At 68.4% G+C, this 20,763-nt stretch carries 22 protein-coding genes; 12 read left to right on the plus strand and 10 right to left on the minus strand.

Features of this window, described 5'->3' with window-relative positions; genetic code table 11:
* The first annotated feature begins 169 nt into the window (after window positions 1–169).
* From ABT025_RS00860 to ABT025_RS00875, 4 genes are all read left to right on the plus strand, one after another.
* Window positions 170–1,066 (plus strand): LysR family transcriptional regulator, encoded by an 897-nt coding sequence (locus ABT025_RS00860; protein ID WP_350988322.1) that lies wholly within the window; start codon window positions 170–172, stop codon window positions 1,064–1,066.
* A gap of 63 nt (window positions 1,067–1,129) precedes the next feature.
* Window positions 1,130–1,609 carry an NUDIX domain-containing protein gene (locus tag ABT025_RS00865; RefSeq protein WP_350988324.1) on the plus strand — a complete coding sequence of 160 codons (480 nt, stop codon included), beginning with the start codon at window positions 1,130–1,132 and terminating at the stop codon, window positions 1,607–1,609.
* Window positions 1,610–1,808: 199 nt separating this feature from the next.
* On the plus strand, window positions 1,809–2,336 hold the full coding sequence (locus tag ABT025_RS00870; RefSeq protein ID WP_350988326.1) for a DUF2269 domain-containing protein: 528 nt from the start codon (window positions 1,809–1,811) through the stop codon (window positions 2,334–2,336).
* A 5-nt stretch (window positions 2,337–2,341) separates the two neighbouring features.
* The gene (locus ABT025_RS00875) at window positions 2,342–3,250 is read left to right on the plus strand and encodes a GNAT family N-acetyltransferase (RefSeq protein WP_350988328.1); all 909 of its coding nucleotides are present in this window, start codon (window positions 2,342–2,344) and stop codon (window positions 3,248–3,250) included.
* A gap of 28 nt (window positions 3,251–3,278) precedes the next feature.
* Here the strand turns inward: ABT025_RS00875 and ABT025_RS00880 are convergent, their stop codons facing one another.
* From ABT025_RS00880 to ABT025_RS00890, 3 genes are all read right to left on the minus strand, one after another.
* Complete coding sequence (locus ABT025_RS00880) at window positions 3,279–3,605, minus strand: hypothetical protein (protein WP_350988330.1); 327 nt, start codon at window positions 3,603–3,605, stop codon at window positions 3,279–3,281.
* Window positions 3,606–3,850: 245 nt separating this feature from the next.
* Window positions 3,851–4,276 carry a GlcG/HbpS family heme-binding protein gene (locus tag ABT025_RS00885; protein WP_350988332.1) on the minus strand — a complete coding sequence of 142 codons (426 nt, stop codon included), beginning with the start codon at window positions 4,274–4,276 and terminating at the stop codon, window positions 3,851–3,853.
* A 49-nt stretch (window positions 4,277–4,325) separates the two neighbouring features.
* A complete protein-coding gene (locus ABT025_RS00890) occupies window positions 4,326–5,540 on the minus strand; it encodes an MFS transporter (RefSeq protein ID WP_350988334.1) in 1,215 nt (404 codons plus the stop codon).
* 139 nt (window positions 5,541–5,679) lie between these two features.
* On the opposite strand from ABT025_RS00890, the gene ABT025_RS00895 reads away from it, so the two are divergent.
* The 3 genes from ABT025_RS00895 to ABT025_RS00905 are packed head-to-tail and all read left to right on the plus strand — an operon-like array spanning window position 5,680 to window position 7,820.
* Window positions 5,680–6,138, plus strand: a complete 459-nt coding sequence (locus ABT025_RS00895) for a MarR family winged helix-turn-helix transcriptional regulator (RefSeq protein ID WP_350988336.1) — start codon at window positions 5,680–5,682, stop codon at window positions 6,136–6,138.
* A 36-nt stretch (window positions 6,139–6,174) separates the two neighbouring features.
* Window positions 6,175–6,627, plus strand: a complete 453-nt coding sequence (locus ABT025_RS00900) for a GNAT family N-acetyltransferase (RefSeq protein ID WP_350988338.1) — start codon at window positions 6,175–6,177, stop codon at window positions 6,625–6,627.
* Between the two features lie 29 nt (window positions 6,628–6,656).
* Entirely contained in the window at window positions 6,657–7,820 is a 1,164-nt protein-coding gene (locus tag ABT025_RS00905) for a winged helix DNA-binding domain-containing protein (protein WP_350988340.1), read from the plus strand.
* Between the two features lie 87 nt (window positions 7,821–7,907).
* On the opposite strand, the gene ABT025_RS00910 is transcribed toward ABT025_RS00905, so the two are convergent.
* The gene (locus tag ABT025_RS00910) at window positions 7,908–9,290 is read right to left on the minus strand and encodes a serine hydrolase domain-containing protein (RefSeq protein WP_350988342.1); all 1,383 of its coding nucleotides are present in this window, start codon (window positions 9,288–9,290) and stop codon (window positions 7,908–7,910) included.
* A 600-nt stretch (window positions 9,291–9,890) separates the two neighbouring features.
* Between ABT025_RS00910 and ABT025_RS00915 the strand changes: the two genes are divergently transcribed.
* Window positions 9,891–10,649 carry a MerR family transcriptional regulator gene (locus ABT025_RS00915; protein ID WP_350988344.1) on the plus strand — a complete coding sequence of 253 codons (759 nt, stop codon included), beginning with the start codon at window positions 9,891–9,893 and terminating at the stop codon, window positions 10,647–10,649.
* Between the two features lie 316 nt (window positions 10,650–10,965).
* Here ABT025_RS00915 and dnaB read toward each other — a convergent pair whose 3' ends face one another.
* On the minus strand, window positions 10,966–12,444 hold the full coding sequence (dnaB, locus tag ABT025_RS00920) for a replicative DNA helicase (RefSeq protein ID WP_350988346.1): 1,479 nt from the start codon (window positions 12,442–12,444) through the stop codon (window positions 10,966–10,968).
* A gap of 459 nt (window positions 12,445–12,903) precedes the next feature.
* On the opposite strand from dnaB, the gene ABT025_RS00925 reads away from it, so the two are divergent.
* The gene (locus ABT025_RS00925) at window positions 12,904–14,241 is read left to right on the plus strand and encodes an MATE family efflux transporter (RefSeq protein ID WP_350988348.1); all 1,338 of its coding nucleotides are present in this window, start codon (window positions 12,904–12,906) and stop codon (window positions 14,239–14,241) included.
* Between the two features lie 106 nt (window positions 14,242–14,347).
* Here ABT025_RS00925 and rplI read toward each other — a convergent pair whose 3' ends face one another.
* From rplI to rpsF, 4 genes are all read right to left on the minus strand, one after another.
* Entirely contained in the window at window positions 14,348–14,794 is a 447-nt protein-coding gene (rplI, locus tag ABT025_RS00930) for a 50S ribosomal protein L9 (RefSeq protein WP_073733221.1), read from the minus strand.
* Between the two features lie 17 nt (window positions 14,795–14,811).
* Complete coding sequence (rpsR, locus tag ABT025_RS00935) at window positions 14,812–15,048, minus strand: 30S ribosomal protein S18 (protein ID WP_003967857.1); 237 nt, start codon at window positions 15,046–15,048, stop codon at window positions 14,812–14,814.
* A gap of 43 nt (window positions 15,049–15,091) precedes the next feature.
* A complete protein-coding gene (locus tag ABT025_RS00940; protein ID WP_350988351.1) occupies window positions 15,092–15,712 on the minus strand; it encodes a single-stranded DNA-binding protein in 621 nt (206 codons plus the stop codon).
* A 74-nt stretch (window positions 15,713–15,786) separates the two neighbouring features.
* On the minus strand, window positions 15,787–16,077 hold the full coding sequence (gene rpsF, locus ABT025_RS00945; RefSeq protein ID WP_018101872.1) for a 30S ribosomal protein S6: 291 nt from the start codon (window positions 16,075–16,077) through the stop codon (window positions 15,787–15,789).
* 279 nt (window positions 16,078–16,356) lie between these two features.
* On the opposite strand from rpsF, the gene ABT025_RS00950 reads away from it, so the two are divergent.
* The 3 genes from ABT025_RS00950 to ABT025_RS00960 all read left to right on the plus strand — a co-directional run bounded on the left by ABT025_RS00950 (window position 16,357) and on the right by ABT025_RS00960 (window position 19,148).
* On the plus strand, window positions 16,357–16,677 hold the full coding sequence (locus ABT025_RS00950; protein WP_350988353.1) for a hypothetical protein: 321 nt from the start codon (window positions 16,357–16,359) through the stop codon (window positions 16,675–16,677).
* 187 nt (window positions 16,678–16,864) lie between these two features.
* Window positions 16,865–17,983, plus strand: a complete 1,119-nt coding sequence (locus ABT025_RS00955; protein WP_350988355.1) for a lipid II:glycine glycyltransferase FemX — start codon at window positions 16,865–16,867, stop codon at window positions 17,981–17,983.
* A 133-nt stretch (window positions 17,984–18,116) separates the two neighbouring features.
* Window positions 18,117–19,148 carry an alanine racemase gene (locus ABT025_RS00960; protein WP_136330867.1) on the plus strand — a complete coding sequence of 344 codons (1,032 nt, stop codon included), beginning with the start codon at window positions 18,117–18,119 and terminating at the stop codon, window positions 19,146–19,148.
* A 19-nt stretch (window positions 19,149–19,167) separates the two neighbouring features.
* On the opposite strand, the gene ABT025_RS00965 is transcribed toward ABT025_RS00960, so the two are convergent.
* A complete protein-coding gene (locus ABT025_RS00965) occupies window positions 19,168–20,664 on the minus strand; it encodes a glycosyltransferase family 87 protein (protein WP_350988357.1) in 1,497 nt (498 codons plus the stop codon).
* Window positions 20,665–20,763 lie beyond the last annotated feature (99 nt).

Here is a 20,763-nt window from a genome sequence, read left to right on the forward strand (position 1 = left end):
CCCCCTCGTGGCTCGGACCGTCCCGGTTCTCCGCCTTCTCCTCGCGAAGAACCGCCTCGACAAGGCTAGTTGACTCTGCGTCAGTGTCCAATCACAGTAGCGGCAGCGACCTATCGACATATTTATAGTTGTCCTGGTCCGACGGTTCGCGCGGTGAGAGGGGACGGACATGGACCTGGCCCTGTTACGCACCTTCGTCACCGTGCACCGCGCCGGCTCGTTCACCCGCGCTGCCGCGCTGCTCGGCCTCTCCCAGCCCGCCGTGACCTCGCAGATCCGCACTTTGGAGCGGCAACTGGGCCGCCCGCTCTTTCTCCGCCGGGCCCGCGGCGTGACACCCACCACCATGGGCGACGAGCTCGCGCACCGGGCGGCTCCCCATCTGGACGCCCTGGTCGAGATCGCCGAGACCGAGCTCGACGAGGAATCGGGCGTACGGACGCTGCATCTGGCGGGACCACCGGAGTTCACCTCCCTGCGGGCTCTGCCTGCCCTCACCCCGCTCATCACCCAGGGGCTCGCACTGCGCAGCTCGTTCTCCGCTGACACCGACGAGACGCTCGACGGTCTTGCAGCCGGCCACCATGATCTGGCCATCGTCACGGCCCGGCCGCGCGGCGGGCTGCTCACCGCCGCCCCGCTCTGCGACGAGGAGCATGTTCTGGTCGCAGCACCCCGGTGGGCGGGACGTCTGGGGCCGGGAACGCTACGGCGCAACGGCCCGGTGGTCCTGGAGCAGCTGCCGGTGGTCGAGGTGCACGAGAGCCTGCCCCTGGTCTCCCGCTATTGGGCGGCGGTCTTCGACACCCGCCCCGCGGCGGCCGGGGCGGTCATCGCTCCGGATCTGCGGGCGGTCCTGGAATGCACGGCGGCGGGGGCAGGGCTCGCCGTGCTGCCCCGATACCTCTGCGAGGGCGCACTGGAACGGGGAGAGGTGGTGGCGCTCCTCGATCCACCGGTTCCACCCCTGCGTACCTACTTCCTGGCCGCGCGGACCGGCACGCTCGCGCTTCCGCATCTCGCTCGGGCACACGATTTGCTGCTGCGTGCCGCAGCCGACTGGTGACCGCAGGAGGGTCCGGCAGGCCTCAGGTGTTTCAGAACCGGTTCCGCGGGCCACTCTCTTGCCATGACCGAACGTCCTGTGGTCAAGCGCACCGCACGCGCCGTCCTGCTCGATGGCAACGACCTCATCCTCATCAAGCGCACCAAGCCAGGAGTGGACCCGTACTGGCTCACGCCGGGTGGTGGGGTCGAGCGCGAGGACACAACCGTCGTCGAAGCCCTGCACCGTGAGCTGGACGAGGAGCTCGGCGCCAAAATCACCGATGTGGTGCCCTGCTTCGTCGACACCGTGGAACACATCGAGGGCGGCGGCGTGAAGGGCGTCAAGGTCCAGCACTTCTTCGTCTGCCGACTCGAATCGATGGACCTGTCCCTGCGCCACGGCCCCGAGATCGACGACCCCTGCGGGGAGTACGACGTCGTACGCGTTCCGTTCAGCAGGGTCGGGATCGCCGCCGTTCACCTCGTACCGCTGTCACTACGGCACTACCTGGACGGCAATATCGAGGGTGTCCGAGCGATGCACGCACCCGACCTGGGCTGATCCGCAAGGGCGCATCTACTCGCGGCGGCCCCGCCCCTGCGGCCTCGGGCCGGCCCTGCGAGGGGGACGGATCTCACCTTTCGGGCGAGCGGCCCCCGCCGCGGGCCCGCTCCAAAGCTCCTCGTACGCCGAAGCCAGTACGCGGGGATACTCCCCTCGGCAGATGACCTGTCTCGCCGTCGGCTACACCGTGTTTCACGTGAAACCACTCAAGCGCCGCACCCGCAGAAGCCTCCTCGTCATCCATGTTTCGGTATCCGTCAGCTGGCTCGGTCTCACGGCCGGCCTCCTGACGCTCGGCATCACCGCTTTCGCGACCGGCGATCCGGTCACCGCGCAGGCCGCCACCCGGGCCATGAAGATCTTCGGTGACTGGCTTGTCGTCCCGGTCGCCCTGGCTGCCCTGATCAGCGGCCTGATCCTTTCGCTCGGCACCCCCTGGGGACTGGCCAGACATCGCTGGGTCTGGACGAAGTTCTGGCTCACCCTGGCCACGACGGGACTGTCGATCTTCTTGTTGCGCCCGGCCATCAACGAAGCCGCGGAACGCGGGGGTGTCGACATCAGCCTCGTCGTCGCCCCTTCGGTGGCCACCGCGGCCTACCTCCTCATGACCGCGATCTCCGTACTGAAGCCCTGGGGGCCGACCCGGCGCGGCCGACGACTGCGTGTCTCGACCAGATCCGTTAAAGCGGTGGACGAGCGATCGCTGCGTCGGACAGCCTGACCCCTATGCCCAGCTCATTGCCCCGCCCGCTCGCCGACCTACCCGTCCGGCGTCTCACCCGGGACGATCTGGTCCCGTGCGCCGATCTCAGCGAGGACCGCGGCTGGCCCCGCGATGAGCACCGGTGGGGACTGCTCCTCACCGCGGGAACGGCCTACGGCATCGACGATCCCGAGGGCAAGGGCCTGATGGCGACCTGCGTGGTGACCTCGTACGGTCCGGACATGGCAGCCATCGGCATGCTTCTGGTTGCCGGGCGCTACAGCCGCCAGGGGGTCGGGCGGTACCTGATGCAACGAGTGATCGACTCGACCGGGGGTGCTCCTCTGAGCCTCCATGCGACGCCGGCAGGGCAACCTCTCTACGAGGAGCTCGGGTTCAGAGCGGTGGGCCGGACCCAGCGGGTCAGCGGGTACTTGCGGCCGGACGCGGATCCGGGCAGCAGCAGAACGGGGGGGCATCCAGGTTCGGCCGATGATGCGGGCCCTACCGTCCGCCCTGCCACGGCAGGCGATCTGCCGGCCCTGCTCCGTCTGGACTCGGAGGCCTTCGGTCTCGACCGGATGCAGCTCCTGGCCCGCCTCCCCGCCTTCGCCGACCATCTGCGGGTCGCCGAGGACGGCGAGGAGCTCGTCGGGTACGCCGCGCTGTGGCCCAGCTCGGACAACCATGTGGTCGGACCGCTGATCGCAAGAGACACCGCCACGGCGAAGCTGCTTATCGTCTCCCTCGCCGGGGCGACGGACCGGCCGTTGCGCGCGGACATCGACGCCCGTCACGAAGAGTTGCTGGCCTGGCTCGGTGCGTGCGGTCTGGAGCCCGGCACGGCGACCACGGTCATGCGACTCGGGAACCCGCCACCGGCGGGGGACTGGACACGGAGTTTCGCGCCGCTGAGCGTGGCGACGGGCTGACGCCTGGCAGGTCCTCGGACCACCGGGATCACTGCCCCAGCCGGTAGAGACGGTCGCCGTCCTGCCACTCCGCTCCCTCCGGCCAGTCCGTCCGGCCGTAGCGATCGTCGGCACGGGTTGCGGGATCAGCCGGGAGCTCAGCCGCTTCGGCGAAGCGGACGCTCCATGCCGCCTTGGAGAAGACCCACGTACCGTCCACCGCTTCGTACTCGTGGATCCGTCGGTCCGTGCTTACGGCGGACTCGTCCCGGTCGACGCACTTCAACTCTCTCCACGCGGTCCAACCGGGGCTGTGCGCGTCGGCGGCCCAGTCGTCGAAATCCGCGCGTGCGGCGTCGGAGATGAGCTCGGCCAACCCCGCTCCGTCGCGAGGGGAACGAAGCCTCCGTAACTGCGCACGCCTGACAGGCAGCCGAACGCGTCATGGTCCCGGCCCAGGTGGAGCAGGTCGGGACCGATGGCCGTCGACCACGAATCCTCCGGCTCCGCTCATCGTGACCGACACTCGATGAAGCCGTGAATGTCGGCTCCCATGCACGGAGATTCTCCGCACATGGGAGCCGACACCAGCGAATTGCCAGGCGCAGGGCAGGTGGGACCTCAGACGAGACCGGCCACGGCAGCGGTGGCGAACCCGTGGTCCTGCTCGGGCGCACCGCCACCGACCCCGACGGCGCCGATCAGCCGGCCGTCGCGATGGACCGGGACACCCCCGGCGATGAAGAGCAGCGGCCGGTCCAGTGCGGTCGGCAGGGTGTGGAAGAGCCCGCCGGGCTGGACCGCATCGACGAGGTCGGCCGTGGGGGCGTCGAGCTGCAGCGCCGTGTACGCCTTGCGGGTGCTGGTCTCGCCGGCGATGAGAACGGCCCGGTCGTCGCGGCGGAAGGCCAGCAGATGGCCGCCCGCGTCCAGGACGGTTACAGCTGCCGCGACGCCTGCGGCCTCGGCGGCCGTACGGGCCGCCTCGATCAGTGCCTCCGCGTCCTGCGTGGTCAGGGGGGCTACGGCGGCGGTGAGCGTGCTCATGGGGGAACTCCTTGGTGTGGTGCGGTGAGGGGTGGGGGATACGGGGTGGTCAGTGCCGGGTGGTCGCCGGTGCAGCGGCCGACTCCGGAGCGTGGGTGGTCACGAGGCTGCTCCGGGTGGCCGTGCGGCGCTCCAGGGTGCTGGAGACGATGGCGAGCACCAGCGCGGAGGCTGCGAGCACCGCACCGACCCAGTTGGGTGCGGTGTAGCCGAGACCGGCGGCGATGACGATGCCGCCGAGCCATGCGGACAGGGCGTTTCCGAGATTGAAGGCGCCGATGTTCACCGCGGAGGCGAGAGTCGGGGCGCCGGCCGCCTGGTCGAGCACCCGCTTCTGCAGTGGGGGCACGGTCGCGAAGCCCAGGCCACCGATCAGGAAGATGGTGACGGCTGCTGCGATCTGGTTGTGGGCGGTCAGCGTGAACAGTGACAGGACGACGGCGAGCCCACCCAGCGACACGTACAGCAGCGGCATCAGACGGCGGTCGGCGAACCTGCCGCCAAGCAGATTCCCTCCGACCATGCCGAGGCCGAAGAGCACCAGCAGCCAGGTGACGGAGGAGGCCGAGTAGCCGGCGATCTCCGTCATCATCGGCGTGATGTACGTGATCGCGGCGAAGACTCCGCCGAAGCCCAGCACGGTCATCGCCATGGCGAGCAGTACCTGCACGTTACGGAAGGCGGCGAGCTCGTGGCGGAGCCGGACCCCTTCGGGGCGGGGCTGGTCGGGAACGAGCCGGGCCACTCCGAGCAGACCGATGACACCGAGAGCGGCGACGACGAAGAACGTGCTCCGCCAGCCGGCGCTCTGGCCGATGTAGGTGCCCAGCGGCACACCGACGACGTTGGCGACCGTGAGGCCCGTGAACATCATGGCGATCGCACCGGCCTTCTTGTGCGGGGCGACCAGATCGGCTGCCACCACCGATCCGATGCCGAAGAAGGCGCCGTGGGCGAGTGAAGCGATCACCCGGCCCGCGAGCATCACTCCGAAGACGGGGGCGGTCGCGGAGACCACGTTGCCGATGACGAACAGCGCCATAAGGATCATCAGCATGCGCTTGCGGCTGACCCTGGTGCCGAGAAGGGTCATCAGAGGGGCTCCGATGACGACACCGAGCGCATAGCCGGTGACGAGGAAGCCTGCGGTCGGGATCGACACCTGGAAGTCCGCAGCCACCTCGGGGAGCAGCCCCATGATCACGAACTCGGTCGTTCCGATACCGAATGCCCCGATGGCGAGGGCGAGGAGCGCGAGCGGCATGGGTTCACCTTCCCTGGAGATTGCGTCTGCGCCTTACGGGCGTCCACAATAATTGCAGACGCGGGCTAATTGCAAGCGCGGGCTATTGCGCTCGTCGCCTATCCTGGACGCAAGCAACTCCGGCACGGAGGAGAGACCCATGACAGCGACGGACCCGGCACTGACCGCCCTTTCCCAGGGCTGGTGCGCGCTCTCCCTGCTCCACGGGAAGATCGAGGCCCATATCGAGCGGGCCCTGCAGGCCGGGCACGGCCTCAGCGTGCGGGAGTACTCCCTGCTGGACGTCCTGAGCCGACAGCACAACGGCACCGGCGGTCATCTTCAGATGAAGCAGGTGGCCGACGCCGTCGTGCTCAGCCAGAGCGCCACCACTCGTCTGGTCACCCGCCTCGAGAACCGGGGCCTGCTGACCCGGTACCTCTGCGACACCGACCGCAGGGGCATCTACACCGATGTCACCGAAGCCGGCCTCAAGCTGCTGTCCGAGGCCCGGCCGACCAATGACACCGCCCTGCGGGCCGCACTGGACGAGGCCGCCAAGAACCCCGAACTGGCCCCGCTCGTCCGGACGGTCGAGGAGCTGAAGGTTCCCGCATAGAGGCCCCGCACAGGGTCGCGGCGTAGGCTGCCGATCATGAGCGATCTGGAAATCCGTCCTGCGGCCGTCGGCGATCTCTCCGAGATCGTGGCCATGCTCGCCGACGATCCGCTGGGTGCCCGACGCGAGTCGCCGGACGATCTCACCCCCTACCTCGCGGCGTTCCGCCGGCTGGCCGACGACCCCCATCAGCATGTGATGGTCGCCGTACGCGCGGACCGCATCGTCGGGACGCTCCAGCTGACGGTGATCCCAGGCCTCTCCAGGCGCGGCTCGACCCGGTCGGTGATCGAGGGCGTCCGCGTCCACGCGGACGAGCGCGGCAGCGGTCTCGGTACGCGGCTGATCCAGTGGGCCGTGGATGAATCACGGCGGCAGGCATGCCAGTTGGTCCAGCTGACCTCCGACGCGACTCGGGCCGACGCGCATCGCTTCTATGAACGGCTCGGTTTCGTGGCCAGCCATGTGGGCTTCAAGCTCACCCTCTGACCCCGGCCCCGACCTCCAAGGGATCGTCCGTGCACCACATCAGTGACGAACAGCGCCGCATCAGGATCGGCCGCCGCCACCTACTGGCCCCCTCGGTGCGGTCGGATTCGCCCGTGGCCGTGGCCGACGCAGTCGTCGCCCTGCACGCCACCGACGCGGCCACCGTCTTCCTCTCCGCCTGCGCACGGCTCCGGGTACCGGAGATCGACGCCGTGGAGAAGGACCTCTACGAGGACGTCTCGCTGGTCCGGCTGCTTTCCATGCGCAACACCCTCTTCGTCGTGTCGGCGGAGATGGCTCCACGGGTCGACGCGTCGAACGCGCGCGCCGTCGCAGCCAAGGAACGCCGGACCCTTCTCAAACACCTGACGGAGGACGGCAACGGGCTGGACGACCAGTGGCTGGCCGGAACCGAGAGGGCCGTACTCGCGGTCCTGGCCGCTCGGGGTTCCGCCACGGGCAGCGAGCTCTCTTCCGCCGTACCCGCCCTACGCACCAAAATCACGGTCTTCCCCGGGAAGAAGCAGGAGACGGTGCAGGGCGTGGCCTCACGGGTCATCCGCGTGCTGGCAGCCGAAGGACGGATCCGCCGGGACCGGCCCCGAGGGTCCTGGACCTCCAGCCAGTTCCGCTGGACCGCGTCCACGCCCCGGCCCTCGCAGGAAACCGACCGTGCGCAGGCGGAGTTGGCCCTGCACTGGCTCCGTTCGTACGGCCCCGCATCCGAGGCCGACCTCAAGTGGTGGACGGGGTGGGGGCTCGGCCAGGTCCGCAAGGCACTGACAACCGCCGGCGCCGAGGAAGTACGGCTCGACAGCGGTGCCACGGCCTGGGTCGCACCGCAGGACTACGAGCCCGATCCGGAACCCGAGCCCTGGGCCGCGCTACTGCCCGCGCTCGACCCGAGCGCCATGGGCTGGGCCGATCGCGGATTCCACCTTCCCGCCGAGCACCGGGCAGCGCTCTTCGACCGCTCCGGCAACGTCGGCCCCACCGTGTGGTGGAACGGCCGGATCGTGGGCGGCTGGGCTCTGCGCGCCGACGGCGAGCCGGTCTGGCGGCTTCTCACCGACGCAGGCCGGGATGCTTCCGCCGCCATCGAGGCGGAAGCATCCCGGCTCGCGGGCTGGGTGGGCGAGGCCCGGATCACACCGCGCTTCCGCACGCCGCTGGAAAGGGAGTTGACGGCCTGAGCGGCCGACCGCGCCGTTTCACGTGAAACGGGCCGCCCGCCTCACTGGGCCGCCCAAGTCGCCGGACCGCTCAACTCACCGGGCAGCTCAATCCCCCAGGCCGCGCCAACCGTCCGCGTCCACGCCACCCGGAATGGCTGCTGCGGGGTCGTACGGCTCACGCGTGAAGACGAACGACCCGAGATCCAGATGGTTCACGCTGCCGTCGTCGTTCCGGACAACCCGAAGCGTCTCCCCTGCGTAGTAGCCGTCCTGCCCGATCCAGGTGCCGTCGGGGCGGGCGGTGAATCGGGCACCGCGGCCCTGACCGTTCAGAGCCCTCAGCTCCAGCCCGCCATCGGGAGACAGCCGCAGCATGTTCGTCCGCGTACCCCAGTACCAAGGGCCTGTCAGCGCCAGAAGCTGCGCGTCAACCACGGGCAGCGGGCGCCACGGCTCCGGAATACGTGGTTCGGCCTCGGCGACGATGTCCACGAGTTCGGCAGCCACCTCACCGATCATCACCCCGGACGTGACGTTGGCGAACAGGACAACAGCCACATCGTCTTCGACGCTGAACCAGAGCGCCGCCAGGAAGCCGGGTAGCGACCCCGTGTGCCCGATGAGGGTGCGGCCCTTCCTCCGGACCACCTGGAGGCCCAGGCCGTAATGACCATCCCAGTCCCCCGCCTCCGGCGCCGCCGCCGGCTCCCTCATCTCGGTCACGGACGCGGCCGTGAGTACCCGGTCGTCTCCCTCTGCAAGGAAGGCGGCGAATCGCAGGAGATCGGCAGTGGTGGACCAGAGCTGGCCCGCCGGCGCCATCAGCCCGAGGTCCTCGGCCGGTTCGGGCAGCATGACGTCCGCCCACGGATGGACGGCCCAGCCGCCGGCGTGCGGGGCCTGCGCCTGCGGGCTCGTCCGGTGCATGCCCAGGGGCTCCAGCACCTCGTTCCGCAGCACCTCTGCCCACGAAACTCCGCGCGCCGCTTCGATCAGCGCTCCGAGCAGTGTGTAGCCCGGGTTGGAGTAGTGATGCCGACGGCCGGGAGGATGCATCCTGCTCTGATCGCCGAGCACATCTGCAAGGCCGGGCCGCAGACTGCCAGGCGTCCGCTCCCACCAGGGTGCGGGCGACTCGGCACCGAGCCCCGCACTGTGGCCGAGCAGTTGATGAATAGTGACGTCGCCCGCGCCCGTACCGGGCAGGTGCTTTTCCAGGGGATCGCCCAGATCCAGCAGGCCTTCGTCCCGCAGCCGCATCACCAGCACGGCAGTGAACGTCTTGGTGAGGGATCCGATCCTGAACTGTGTGTCCGCATCCGGGGCATGGCCGTCGACACAGCTGCGGGAGCCGTTCCAGACGGCCTGTCCCTGCCGTTGCACGGCAGCGGCAACGGCAGGTGAGCGCCCTTCTGTCTGGGCGGTGGCAATACGGTGCAACAGAGCGCGCTGCGTACCCGGGAGCAACTGTTCAGCAGGAGAAGTCATCGTCAACAACTACCTCCCGCACAGCCGCATGGCGAACTCATTACGCGGGAGAGCCGGAGACTCCGACGGAGCGGCAGCTGACCTTGCCCAACTGGCCGCCGATCAGGAGAGGGTGCAGGACCACGAACCTGCATACCCGTGCCGCCCAGAAGTCGCTCGCCTCCTGGCGGACAAGGGCGCAGGACCGGACCGGAACCGCCGTGCAACTGGTCAAGGAGAGAAATGGGACCCAGGAACCCGCTGCCGGCAAAGGCGGTTCATGACAGCCGACTACGTGCATGGAACCTCCGTGGTCGCAGCCGCACTCCTTTGATCTGCGACATCTCCGTTGGATGCCGGAGTGGCTCCGTTCACGGGAGAGGGCAGCGTTTTGGCGGCGGTCCGGGTGGCACAGCGCAGCTATGACGGCAGCAAAATGTTCACGGGTCTCGGCAGCAGCCGTCCTTGATCGGGGTCCGCCGTGGACATCGTCCGCGTAGTCGCAGAGCAGGAACCGGGTGAGTCCGGGTGCGGAGCTTGCGGTTGCCGCTGCGGCAGCTTCTACCGTCTTGAGCAGGGCCGGAGAAACCGGCCCGGTGGCGCGATCGAGAGGGGGCCGCGATGGACTGGCCCATCGCGGAGGTCGCCCGGATGTCGGGCGTGACCGCACGAACCCTGCGGCACTACGACGAAGTCGGCCTGCTGCCGCCTGCCCGGTTCGGGGCCAACGGCCACCGCTACTACGACGAGCACCAGCTGCTGCGGCTGCAGCGGATTCTCGTACTGCGGGCGCTGGGCGTAGGGCTTCCCGAGGTCGGCCGGATCCTGGCCGAGCAGGTCGATGAGGTGGACGCCCTGCGCGGCCACCACCGGCGGCTGCTCGCCGAGCGGGACCGGCTCGACGCCCTGGCAGGCACTGTCTTCCGCACGATCGCCGAACTGGAACAGTCCGGAAAGGACGGCAATCCCATGAGCATCAACCGACCGGAGAACCTGTTCGAGGGCATCCAGCCCTCCCAATACCAGGAGAGCCTGAGCGGCTTCCCCGAGCACGCCGAAGAAGTCGCCCGCACGGTCGCCGCAATGACCTCGCAGGACATCGAGGCCGGACAGCGCGAGCGCACGACACAGATGATCCTGCTGGCCGACCTCATGGCCGCCGGCCACCCGTCCGACGCCGCGCCCGTGCAGGCCCAGATCGACGCCCAGTACCAGGCCATGACCGAGCTGCGGCCCGTGTCGGCCGAGGAGTACCGCACCATCGGGCGCTCCTGCGTGGACAACAGCGCATGGCGCGCCGCGTACGAGGCGATCGCACCGGGCCTGGCCGCGTACCAGCGCGACGCCATCGAGGCGTACGCCACCACTCGGCTCAGCTGACCTCGGGCCGCCACACTGATCACTCCGCGGAAGCAGTCGGCCCGGGCACCGGCAGGCTCACCTCGCCCGGCTTCTCAGACACCCAGCGAGGTGCTGCCCGGCCTCGTGAAAATCGAACCTGGCCCTGAACAAGTGCTTCCCAACAGGCTGAACAATCGCTGCCGGCACTCGTGAGCAAAGCCACCGGGGGCGGTACCGCGGCATCTACCACGTTCGGTGGCGCGGTAGATGCCGCAGGGGGTGCTGCGTTAGATACCGCGAGCGGTGTCAACATCGTGAGGTTGTGGCGCGCAAATCCGAGACGCCACAATCCGGATCAGGTCTGCGCCATGTCCACGAAGCGCGAGTAGTGGCCCTGGAAGGCGACAGTGATCGTCGCCGTCGGACCGTTACGGTGCTTGGCCACGATCAGGTCCGCCTCGCCCGCACGTGGCGACTCCTTCTCGTAGGCGTCCTCACGGTGCAGCAGGATCACCATGTCGGCGTCCTGCTCGATCGATCCGGATTCACGGAGGTCCGAGACCATCGGCTTCTTGTCCGTGCGCTGCTCCGGTCCACGGTTCAGCTGGGAGAGCGCGATGACCGGCAGCTGGAGTTCCTTGGCCAGCAGCTTGAGGTTTCGGGACATGTCCGAGACCTCCTGCTGACGGCTCTCGGCACGCTTGGAACCACCGGACTGCATCAGCTGCAGATAGTCGATGACCACCAGCTTGAGGTCGTTCCGCTGCTTGAGGCGGCGGCACTTGGCCCGGATCTCCATCATGGAGAGGTTCGGGGAGTCGTCGATGTAGAGCGGGGCCGCCGAGACATCGGGCATCCGCCGCGCCAGCCGGGTCCAGTCCTCGTCCGTCATGGTGCCCGAGCGCATGTGGTGGAGCGCCACCCGCGCCTCGGCGGACAGCAGTCGCATCGCGATCTCGTTCCGCCCCATTTCGAGGGAGAAGATCACGCTGGGCAGGTTGCTCTTGATCGAGCAGGCGCGGGCGAAGTCGAGAGCGAGCGTGGACTTACCCATGGCGGGCCGGGCCGCGATGACGACCATCTGGCCAGGGTGAAGGCCGTTGGTCAGGGCGTCGAGGTCGGTGAATCCGGTCGGCACACCGGTCATCTCGCCGCTGCGTGAACCGATCGCCTCGATCTCGTCGAGCGCGCCCTCCATGATGTCGCCGAGCGGCAGGTAGTCCTCACTGGTCCGCTGCTCGGTGACGGCATAGATCTCGGCCTGGGCGGAGTTGACGATGTCGTCGACGTCGCCGTCGGCCGCGTATCCCATCTGCGTGATCTTTGTGCCCGCCTCGACGAGTCGCCGCAGGACGGCGCGCTCGTGAACGATCTCCGCGTAGTACGAAGCGTTGGCCGCGGTCGGCACCGACTGGACCAGGGTGTGCAGATAAGGAGCTCCGCCCACCTTGGTGATCTCGCCGCGCTTGACCAGCTCGGCCGCCACCGTGATCGGGTCGGCCGGCTCGCCCTTGGCATAGAGGTCGAGGATCGCCTGGTAGACGGTCTCGTGCGCGGGACGATAGAAGTCGTGACCCTTGATGATCTCCACGACGTCGGCGATGGCGTCCTTGGACAGGAGCATGCCACCGAGGACGGACTGTTCGGCGTCGAGGTCCTGGGGCGGCACCCGTTCGAATCCGGAGGAGCCGCCCTCCCAGCTGTTGCCCTCCCGGCCCCGGTCGTGCTGCTCACCGCGATCCTTGCCCTCGCCCCGTCGCTGGCGGGAAACAGGCAGACGGTCGCTGGGACCGGTGTCGGCCCAGGGGTCGTCCAAAGGCTCGGGAATGCTCATCCGGCCACCTCCTCCCGTCCGCTCCGCGGACCTAGCCGTGCCACTCTTTCTTACGGCACAGCACCGACAATCAGGACGCCCGACTCCGGTTCCGGTGTGTCGGGTTCTGCGGGTTTTCAGAGCCGAAACGAGGTGGGGGCGCCGGACCACGGTAGGCGTCCCGGAAGCGTCAGCCAATCTGGTTATCCACAGGGCATGTGGACGACGGACCAGGTTCTGTGGAGAACTCCACAGAACCTGTGCACGGACCGGGGGACAGCACTGTGGACAAACTCATAGCGGCGCCATCATCATCCACCTGACCTGCAGTTTCTCCATCCACGGGCTGTGGGGGAGAAAAACTTTCCGAGTCGGCACAAGATCGCGACAACCGGCACATGCCAGAACGTCACGCCACGGTAATTGTAAGGATCACCAGGCACTTGCATCTATTACCTGTGGAAGATTAGATTGACTGCCATGATCCAGGCACCGGCGACCCCGCCGTCCCGTCGTCGGCGGCATGACCGCGAGATCATCGCGCTCGCCGTCCCCGCCTTCGGCGCACTCGTGGCCGAGCCTCTTTTCGTGATGGTCGACAGTGCCGTCGTCGGCCATCTCGGCACTCCGCAACTGGCCGGCCTGGCCGTTGCCGCAGCCTTGCTGACGACGGCCGTGAGCATCTTCGTCTTCCTCGCCTACGCCACCACCGCGGCCGTCGCCCGACGGGTCGGCGCCGGCGATCTGGCCTCAGCGATCCGCCAAGGCATGGACGGCATCTGGCTGGCGATCCTGCTCGGCCTCGCCGTCATCGCGCTGACCCTCCCCCTGGCCCCTTGGCTCATCGACGCCTTCGGCGCCTCCGACACTGCAGCCCCCTACGCCACCACCTATCTTCGGATCTCCAGCCTCGGAATCCCCGCGATGCTCGTGGTCATGGCCGCGACCGGTGTGCTCCGGGGCCTGCAGAACACCCGCACCCCGCTCTACGTCGCCATCGGCGGATTCACCGCCAACGCGGCCCTCAACGCAGGCCTCGTCTACGGCGCCGGGCTCGGCATCGCAGGATCGGCCTGGGGAACCGTGATCGCTCAGATCGGGATGGCCATCGCCTATCTCGTGGTCGTGGTCCGAGGCGCCCGGCGCCACGGAGCCTCGCTTCGTCCCGACATCGCAGGCATCAAGGCCAGCGCCCAGGCAGGAGCCCCTCTCCTGGTCCGTACGCTGTCGCTCCGCGCCGTACTGCTCATCGCCACCGCCGTCGCCGCCCGGCTGGGCGACACCGACATCGCCGCGCACCAGATCGTTCTGTCGCTGTGGAGCCTGATGGCCTTCGCGCTGGACGCCATCGCCATCGCAGGTCAGGCCATCATCGGTCGCTACCTAGGAGCGGGTGACACCAAGGGCGCACGCGAGGCCTGCCGCCGCATGGTGCAGTGGGGCGTTGCCTCCGGCCTGGTGTTCGGAGTCCTGATCATTCTCGCTCGTCCCCTGTTCGTACCGCTCTTCACCAGCGATCAGTCCGTGCAGGACGCTCTGCTCCCAGCTCTGCTGGTGGTCGCTCTGACCCAGCCGGTCGCCGGAGTCGTATTCGTCCTGGACGGCGTCCTGATGGGCGCCGGGGACGGGCCCTATCTGGCCTGGGCCATGGTCGTCACCCTGGCTGTCTTCGCCCCGGCGGCGCTGCTGGTTCCCGTCCTCGGGGGCGGCCTGACGGCCCTGTGGTGTGCGATGGCCCTCATGATGCTCGTTCGTATGGCGACGCTCTGGCTTCGCGCCCGCTCCGGCGCATGGATGGTCACCGGTGCCACCCGCTGAGCCCGCCACATCGGCCTGTTTCACGTGAAACAGGCCGATCCGACAACGGCGAAGGGCCGCACCCAGGGGGTGCGGCCCTTCACTGTTCTGCTGAGGTGCGGCCCAATCAGGCAGCAACGACCTCGACGCCGAGCTTCGCAGCGACCTCGGGGTGCAGACGCACGGACACCTGGTGTCCGCCGAGCGTCTTGATCGGCGAACCGAGCTCAACGCGACGCTTGTCGACATCCGGGCCACCGGCAGCCTTGATCGCCGAAGCGATGTCGGCCGGGGTGACAGAGCCGAAGAGACGGCCGGCGTCGCCGGAGCGAACGGCCAGACGGACCTTCACGGCCTCGAGCTTGGACTTGATCTCGTTGGCCTGCTCGATCGTGGCGATCTCGTGGATCTTGCGGGCGCGGCGGATCTGCGCCACGTCCTTCTCGCCACCCTTGGTCCAGCGGATGGCGAAGCCACGCGGAACCAGGTAGTTACGGGCGTACCCGTCCTTGACGTCAACGACGTCGCCAGCAGCACCGAGGCCGGAGACCTCGTGGGTGAGGATGATCTTCATGATTCGGTCACCCTCCCTTATCGCGCGGTGGACGTGTAGGGCAGCAGCGCCATCTCACGGCTGTTCTTGACAGCCGTGGCGACGTCACGCTGGTGCTGCGTGCAGTTGCCGGTGACGCGGCGGGCACGGATCTTGCCACGGTCGGAAATGAACTTCCGCAGCATGTTCGTGTCCTTGTAGTCCACGTACTGGGTCTTGTCCTTGCAGAACGCGCAGACCTTCTTCTTAGGCTTGCGCACAGGCGGCTTCGCCATGGTGTTTCTCCTGTGTGATCAAGAAGTGGGGGTACGAGCTGCCCTAGAAGGGCGGCTCGTCCGAGTAGCCGCCGCCAGAACCGCCGGAACCGCCGGAGCTTCCGCCCCAACCGCCTCCGCCGCTCTGCTGGCCCCCGCCCTGCTGGCCGCCGGCCGGCGCGCTCGTGGCCCACGGGTCGTCGGCGGGAGCACCGCCACCACCCTGCTGGCCACCAGCACCGGGACCGCCGCCCCAGTTACCGCCACCCTGCTGACCGCCGCCGTATCCACCCTGGCCCTGGCCGCCCTGACCACCGCGACCGGTGGTCTTGGTGACCTTGGCGGTGGCGCTCTTGAGGCTGGGGCCGACTTCCTCGACGTCCAGCTCATAGACCGTGCGCTTGACGCCCTCGCGGTCTTCGTACGACCGCTGCTTCAGCCGGCCCTGCACGACAACGCGCATGCCTCGCGTGAGCGACTCGGCGACGTTCTCCGCCGCCTGACGCCAGACCGAGCAGGTGAGGAACAGGCCTTCGCCGTCCTTCCACTCATTGGTCTGCCGGTCGAAGATGCGGGGTGTGGACGCGACGCGGAACTTCGCGACCGCCGCACCGGACGGGGTGAAGCGCAGCTCGGGGTCGTCGACGAGATTGCCGACGACCGTGATGACGGTCTCGCCTGCCATGGATGAACCTCTCGGCGGGGATTGCTTCTGGCTGCTTGCTGCTACTCGAACCCGATGACCACTGAGCTAGAAGCTCAGTGGATCTCGGGACGGAGGACCTTGGTCCGGAGGACCGACTCGTTCAGGTTCATCTGGCGGTCGAGCTCCTTGACGACCGCAGGCTCGGCCTGCAGGTCGATGACCGAGTAGATGCCCTCGGGCTTCTTCTTGATCTCGTAAGCGAGCCGACGACGGCCCCAGGTGTCGACCTTCTCAACCTTTCCTTCGCCCTCACGGACGACGGAGAGGAAGTTCTCGATCAGCGGGGAGACTGCTCGCTCCTCGAGATCGGGGTCGAGGATGACCATCACCTCGTAGTGACGCATGTGGAACCCACCTCCTTTGGACTCAGCGGCCACGGTCGTTCCGTGGCAGGAGGGTCGTGATGCGTAAGCAACAGTGTCTCCGAGTAGAACAGCCGCCACTGACAACACCCTCCGTCGAGGAGGGGCTGACTGTGCTGGCCTGGGCAGACACCGGTGCAGACCGTACAGAGTACCTGTAGACAGGCTTCCGGTTGAAATCCGGTGGTCAGGAGACGCAATCTGTACACATCGGGTGTGAGCGGCGCCACGATGCGCCGCCTTTCGGCCAGGAGGTACTCCATGGCACAAGCAATGCGATCCCGCTCCCGCTCTTCCGTCTCCCTCTTCGCGACGGACGGCAGGCCCCACCCCCTCCAGGACGCCCTGGTGGCCGTGACGGTGGTGCTCGGCGCCCTCGCGTTCGTGACGGCGATGTTCCACAGCCTGCATCTGGTCAGCTCGTGGGCCGGGCTCGTCGGAATCCTCACAGGCGGCTACGGGCTGTACATCTCCGCGACCACACGTGAGAGGTTCCCGCTCTTCATCGGTATGGGCGCTGCCGGCCTCGGGTTCTTCCTCGGTATGGCCCACGGCGGACTCTTCGGCGGCGTGATCAGCTGACCGCGGCGCAACACCGTCCCGGCAGCCTGCGGGGCGGCACCGTTCACGGACGGGGCCGCCCCGTGCGCCGTGCCGGACCGCACGGGTACGACGGGGCCAGACCGCGCGCTTCCCGGTCACAGTAGGCTTCGGCGCGAGAGCCGGAGCCCCTGACCGATGGGGACACACCTGCCGAGGAGCGCCCCGCATGAGCCTGACCCTGAGGACCATCAGCCGAGAGCAGCATCTGGCGTACATCCAGAGTCTGCCCGCGGCCAGTCACATGCAGGTCCCGGCATGGGCGGATGTGAAGGCCGAGTGGCGCTCGGAGAGCCTGGGCTGGTTCGACAAGGGCGGGCAGCTCGTCGGCGCCGGTCTGGTGCTCTACCGCCAGCTGCCCAAGATCAAGCGGTACCTGGCCTATCTGCCCGAGGGCCCGGTCATCAACTGGTACGCCCCCAACCTGAACGACTGGCTGCAGCCGATGCTGGCGCACCTCAAGCAGCAGGGCGCGTTCTCGGTGAAGATGGGCCCGCCCGTCGTGATCCGACGCTGGGACGCCACCGCCATCAAGGCCGGCATCCAGGACCCGGACGTGAAGCGCCTGCGCGACGTCGAGGCCACCCACATCGAACCTCGCGCCTTCGAGGTCGCAGACCGGCTGCGGAAGATGGGCTGGCAGCAGGGCGAGGACGGCGGCGCCGGATTCGGTGACGTACAGCCCCGCTACATCTTCCAGGTGCCGCTGGCCAACCGCTCCCTCGAGGACGTCCACAAGGGCTTCAACCAGCTCTGGCGGCGCAACATCAAGAAGGCCGAGAAGGCCGGTGTCGAGGTCGTCCAGGGCAGCTACGCGGAGCTCGCCGAGTGGCAGCGGCTGTACGAGATCACGGCGGAGCGCGACCACTTCCGACCGCGTCCGCTCGGCTACTTCCAGCGCATGTGGACGGCCCTCAACAACGAGGACCCCAACCGGATGCGGCTGTATTTCGCCCGTCACGAGGGCGAGAACGTCGCGGCCGCGACCATGCTGATCGTGGGCGGGCACGTCTGGTACTCCTACGGCGCCTCGGCCAACCACAAGCGCGAGGTCCGCCCCTCGAACGCGATGCAGTGGCGGATGCTGCGCGACGCGTACGCGATGGGCGCCACCGTCTACGACCTGCGCGGCATCTCCGACTCCCTGGACGAGACCGACCACCTCTTCGGTCTGATCCAGTTCAAGGTGGGCACCGGCGGCCAGGCCGCGGAGTACCTCGGTGAGTGGGACTTCCCACTCAACAAGCTGCTGCACAAGGCGCTCGACATTTACATGTCACGCCGCTGATCCACCGCTGCTCCGCCGTGCAAGGCTGACGAAACCGGCTTCATTCGTTTCAATGGGCTCTTCCGGAAGCTGTTCCGGAAGCTCCGCACTCCTCTGACACCACCGCAGCCACCAGAAAGGTTCCGGACCGGCCATGGCGCTCTCCCTGTACGTCGACACCGCGCGCTGGCGGGCGCACCAGAAATCCGTGCTCGACCAGTTCCCCGGCCTCGTACCGGTCTGCAAGGGCAACGGGTACGGCTTCGGCCACGAGCGGCTGGCCGACGAGGCGATCCGCTTCGGCTCCGACATCCTCGCGGTCGGCACCACCTACGAAGCGGCCCGCATCAAGGACTGGTTCAGCGGTGATCTGCTGGTGCTCACACCGTTCCGGCGGGGCGAGGAGCCGGTGCCGCTGCCCGACCGGGTCATCCGCTCCGTCTCGTCCGTGGACGGCGTGCACGCCCTGGTGGGCGCCCGTGTCGTCATCGAGTGCATGAGCTCGATGAAGCGCCACGGCGTCAAGGAGGAGGAGCTCGGACAGCTGCACGCCGCCATCGAGGACGTACGCCTCGAGGGATTCGCCCTGCACCTGCCGCTGGACCGCACCGACGGCTCGGACGCGGTCGAAGAGGTCATCGCCTGGATGGACCGCCTCCGGGCGGCCCGGCTGCCGCTGCACACGATGTTCGTGAGCCATCTGCGTGCCGAGGAGCTGGGCCGGCTGCAGCAGCAGTTCCCGCAGACCCGCTTCCGTGCCCGCATCGGCACCAGGCTGTGGCTCGGCGACCACGAGGCGACGGAGTACCGGGGCGCGGTGCTCGACGTCACACGCGTCGTCAAGGGTGACCGGTTCGGCTACCGGCAGCAGAAGGCCGCCTCCGACGGCTGGCTGGTCGTCGTCGCGGGCGGCACGTCGCACGGCGTGGGTCTGGAGGCCCCGAAGGCCCTGCACGGTGTGATGCCACGCGCCAAGGGCGTCGCCCGGGCCGGGCTGGCCACCGTCAACCGCAATCTTTCGCCGTTCGTCTGGGCCGGCAAGCAGCGCTGGTTCGCCGAGCCGCCGCACATGCAGGTGTCGATCCTGTTCGTGCCCTCGGACGCCGAGGAGCCGCGGGTGGGCGACGAGCTGGTGGCCCACCTGCGGCACACGACCACGCAGTTCGACCGGCTCGTCGACCGCTGAGGCCCGGGCCGCCGGTCGCTCAGTCGGCGGCCGGTGTGCCCGCCGTGCCCCACTCCACCCGCGGTCCCGCCTCGGCCAGCGCGGTATGGCGCGTCCGGTGCGCCCCCGCGTGACCCAGTACGAAGACGTCCTCGGCCCCGTCGAGCACACCGCCCGCCGGGTCGTCCGAACCGTCACGCCGCACCACGTCGCGCTCCGGCATCAGGATGTCCCGTACGACGACGGCGCAGAGGTAGAGCGTGCCCAGCAGGTGCAGGACGATCGCCAGTTGATAGCCCTCCGTGGGCAGCCCCTGGTGTTTGTCCCCGCTCGTCGTGTAGGCGAGGTACATCCAGATCCCCAGGAAGTACATGACCTCGCACGCCTGCCAGATCAGGAAGTCCCGCCAGCGCGGCCTGGCCAGCGCGGCGAGGGGGATCAGCCACAGCACGTACTGCGGTGAGTAGACCTTGTTGACGAGGATGAACACTGCGACGACGAGAAAGGCCAGCTGGGCGAACCTCGGCCTGCGCGGTGCGGTCAGCGTCAGCGCCCCGATCGCCGCGCACAGGGCGACCGTCGCCAGCGTGGACACGGTGTTGACCGTGGAGACCTCGATGGAGTCACCGGTTCGTTGTGTGATGACCAGCCAGAAGGAACCGAAGTCGATCGAGCGCTCCTGGCTGAAGGTGTAGAACTTCTTCCAGCCCTCGGGCGCGAACACCATCACCGGCAGGTTGACCACCAGCCACGAGCCGGCGGCACCGAGCGTCGCCACCGCGAACTCCCGCCACTTTCCCGCCCGCCAGCACAACACGAAGACCGGGCCCAGCAGGAAGACGGGATAGAGCTTGGCGGCGGTGGCCAGCCCGATCAGGATGCCGAAGGCCAGGGGGCGGCTCCGGGACCACATGAGCATCGCCGCGGCCGTCAGGGCGACCGCCAGCAGGTCCCAGTTGATCGTGGCCGTGAGGGCGAACGCGGGCGCCAGCGCCACCAGCAGGCCGTCCCAGGGCCGGCGCCGGTGCGTGCGGGCGACACACACGGCGATGACGGCGGTGCAGATCATCAGCATGCCCGCGTTGACGAGCCAGTAGGCCTGCTCCTGCTCCTGGATGGAGCCGCCCGGGGTCAGCCACGCGGCGATCTGCATGAATACGCCCGTGAGAACCGGGTACTCCAGGAACTGCATGTCGCCGGGCAGCCGGTCGAAGTACGGCACCAGGCCCTCGGCGAATCCGCGTCCTGCGTACAGATGCGGGATGTCGGAGTAGCAGGCGTGGGTGTACTGGGAGCCGGCGCCTCTGAACCACGCCCAGTTGTAGCAGGGCAGTTTCTGCACCATGCCGAGCGCGAACATCCCGATCGCCACCAGCGCGACGGCTCCCACGGGCGTGAGCGCGGTACTGCCCAGCCGCGCCCAGCGGCCCGACCTCCCGCCGATCAGCTCGCTGCCGGCCGCGGCGACCTCGTCCTGGTGCGTGGGCCGTACGACGGACCGTTCCTGGTGCACGTTCGTGTCCTCTGCGCTTGGCATGCCGCACATCCTGCCGTACCGACGTGTGGAAACGATGAGGGCCGCCGCACCCTGTGGTGCCGCGGCCCTCGTCATGCTGCTCGGCTCACCTGTGTCCGC

It is taken from the genome of Streptomyces sp. NPDC002809, assembly GCF_040295435.1.
Taxonomy (GTDB): domain Bacteria; phylum Actinomycetota; class Actinomycetes; order Streptomycetales; family Streptomycetaceae; genus Streptomyces.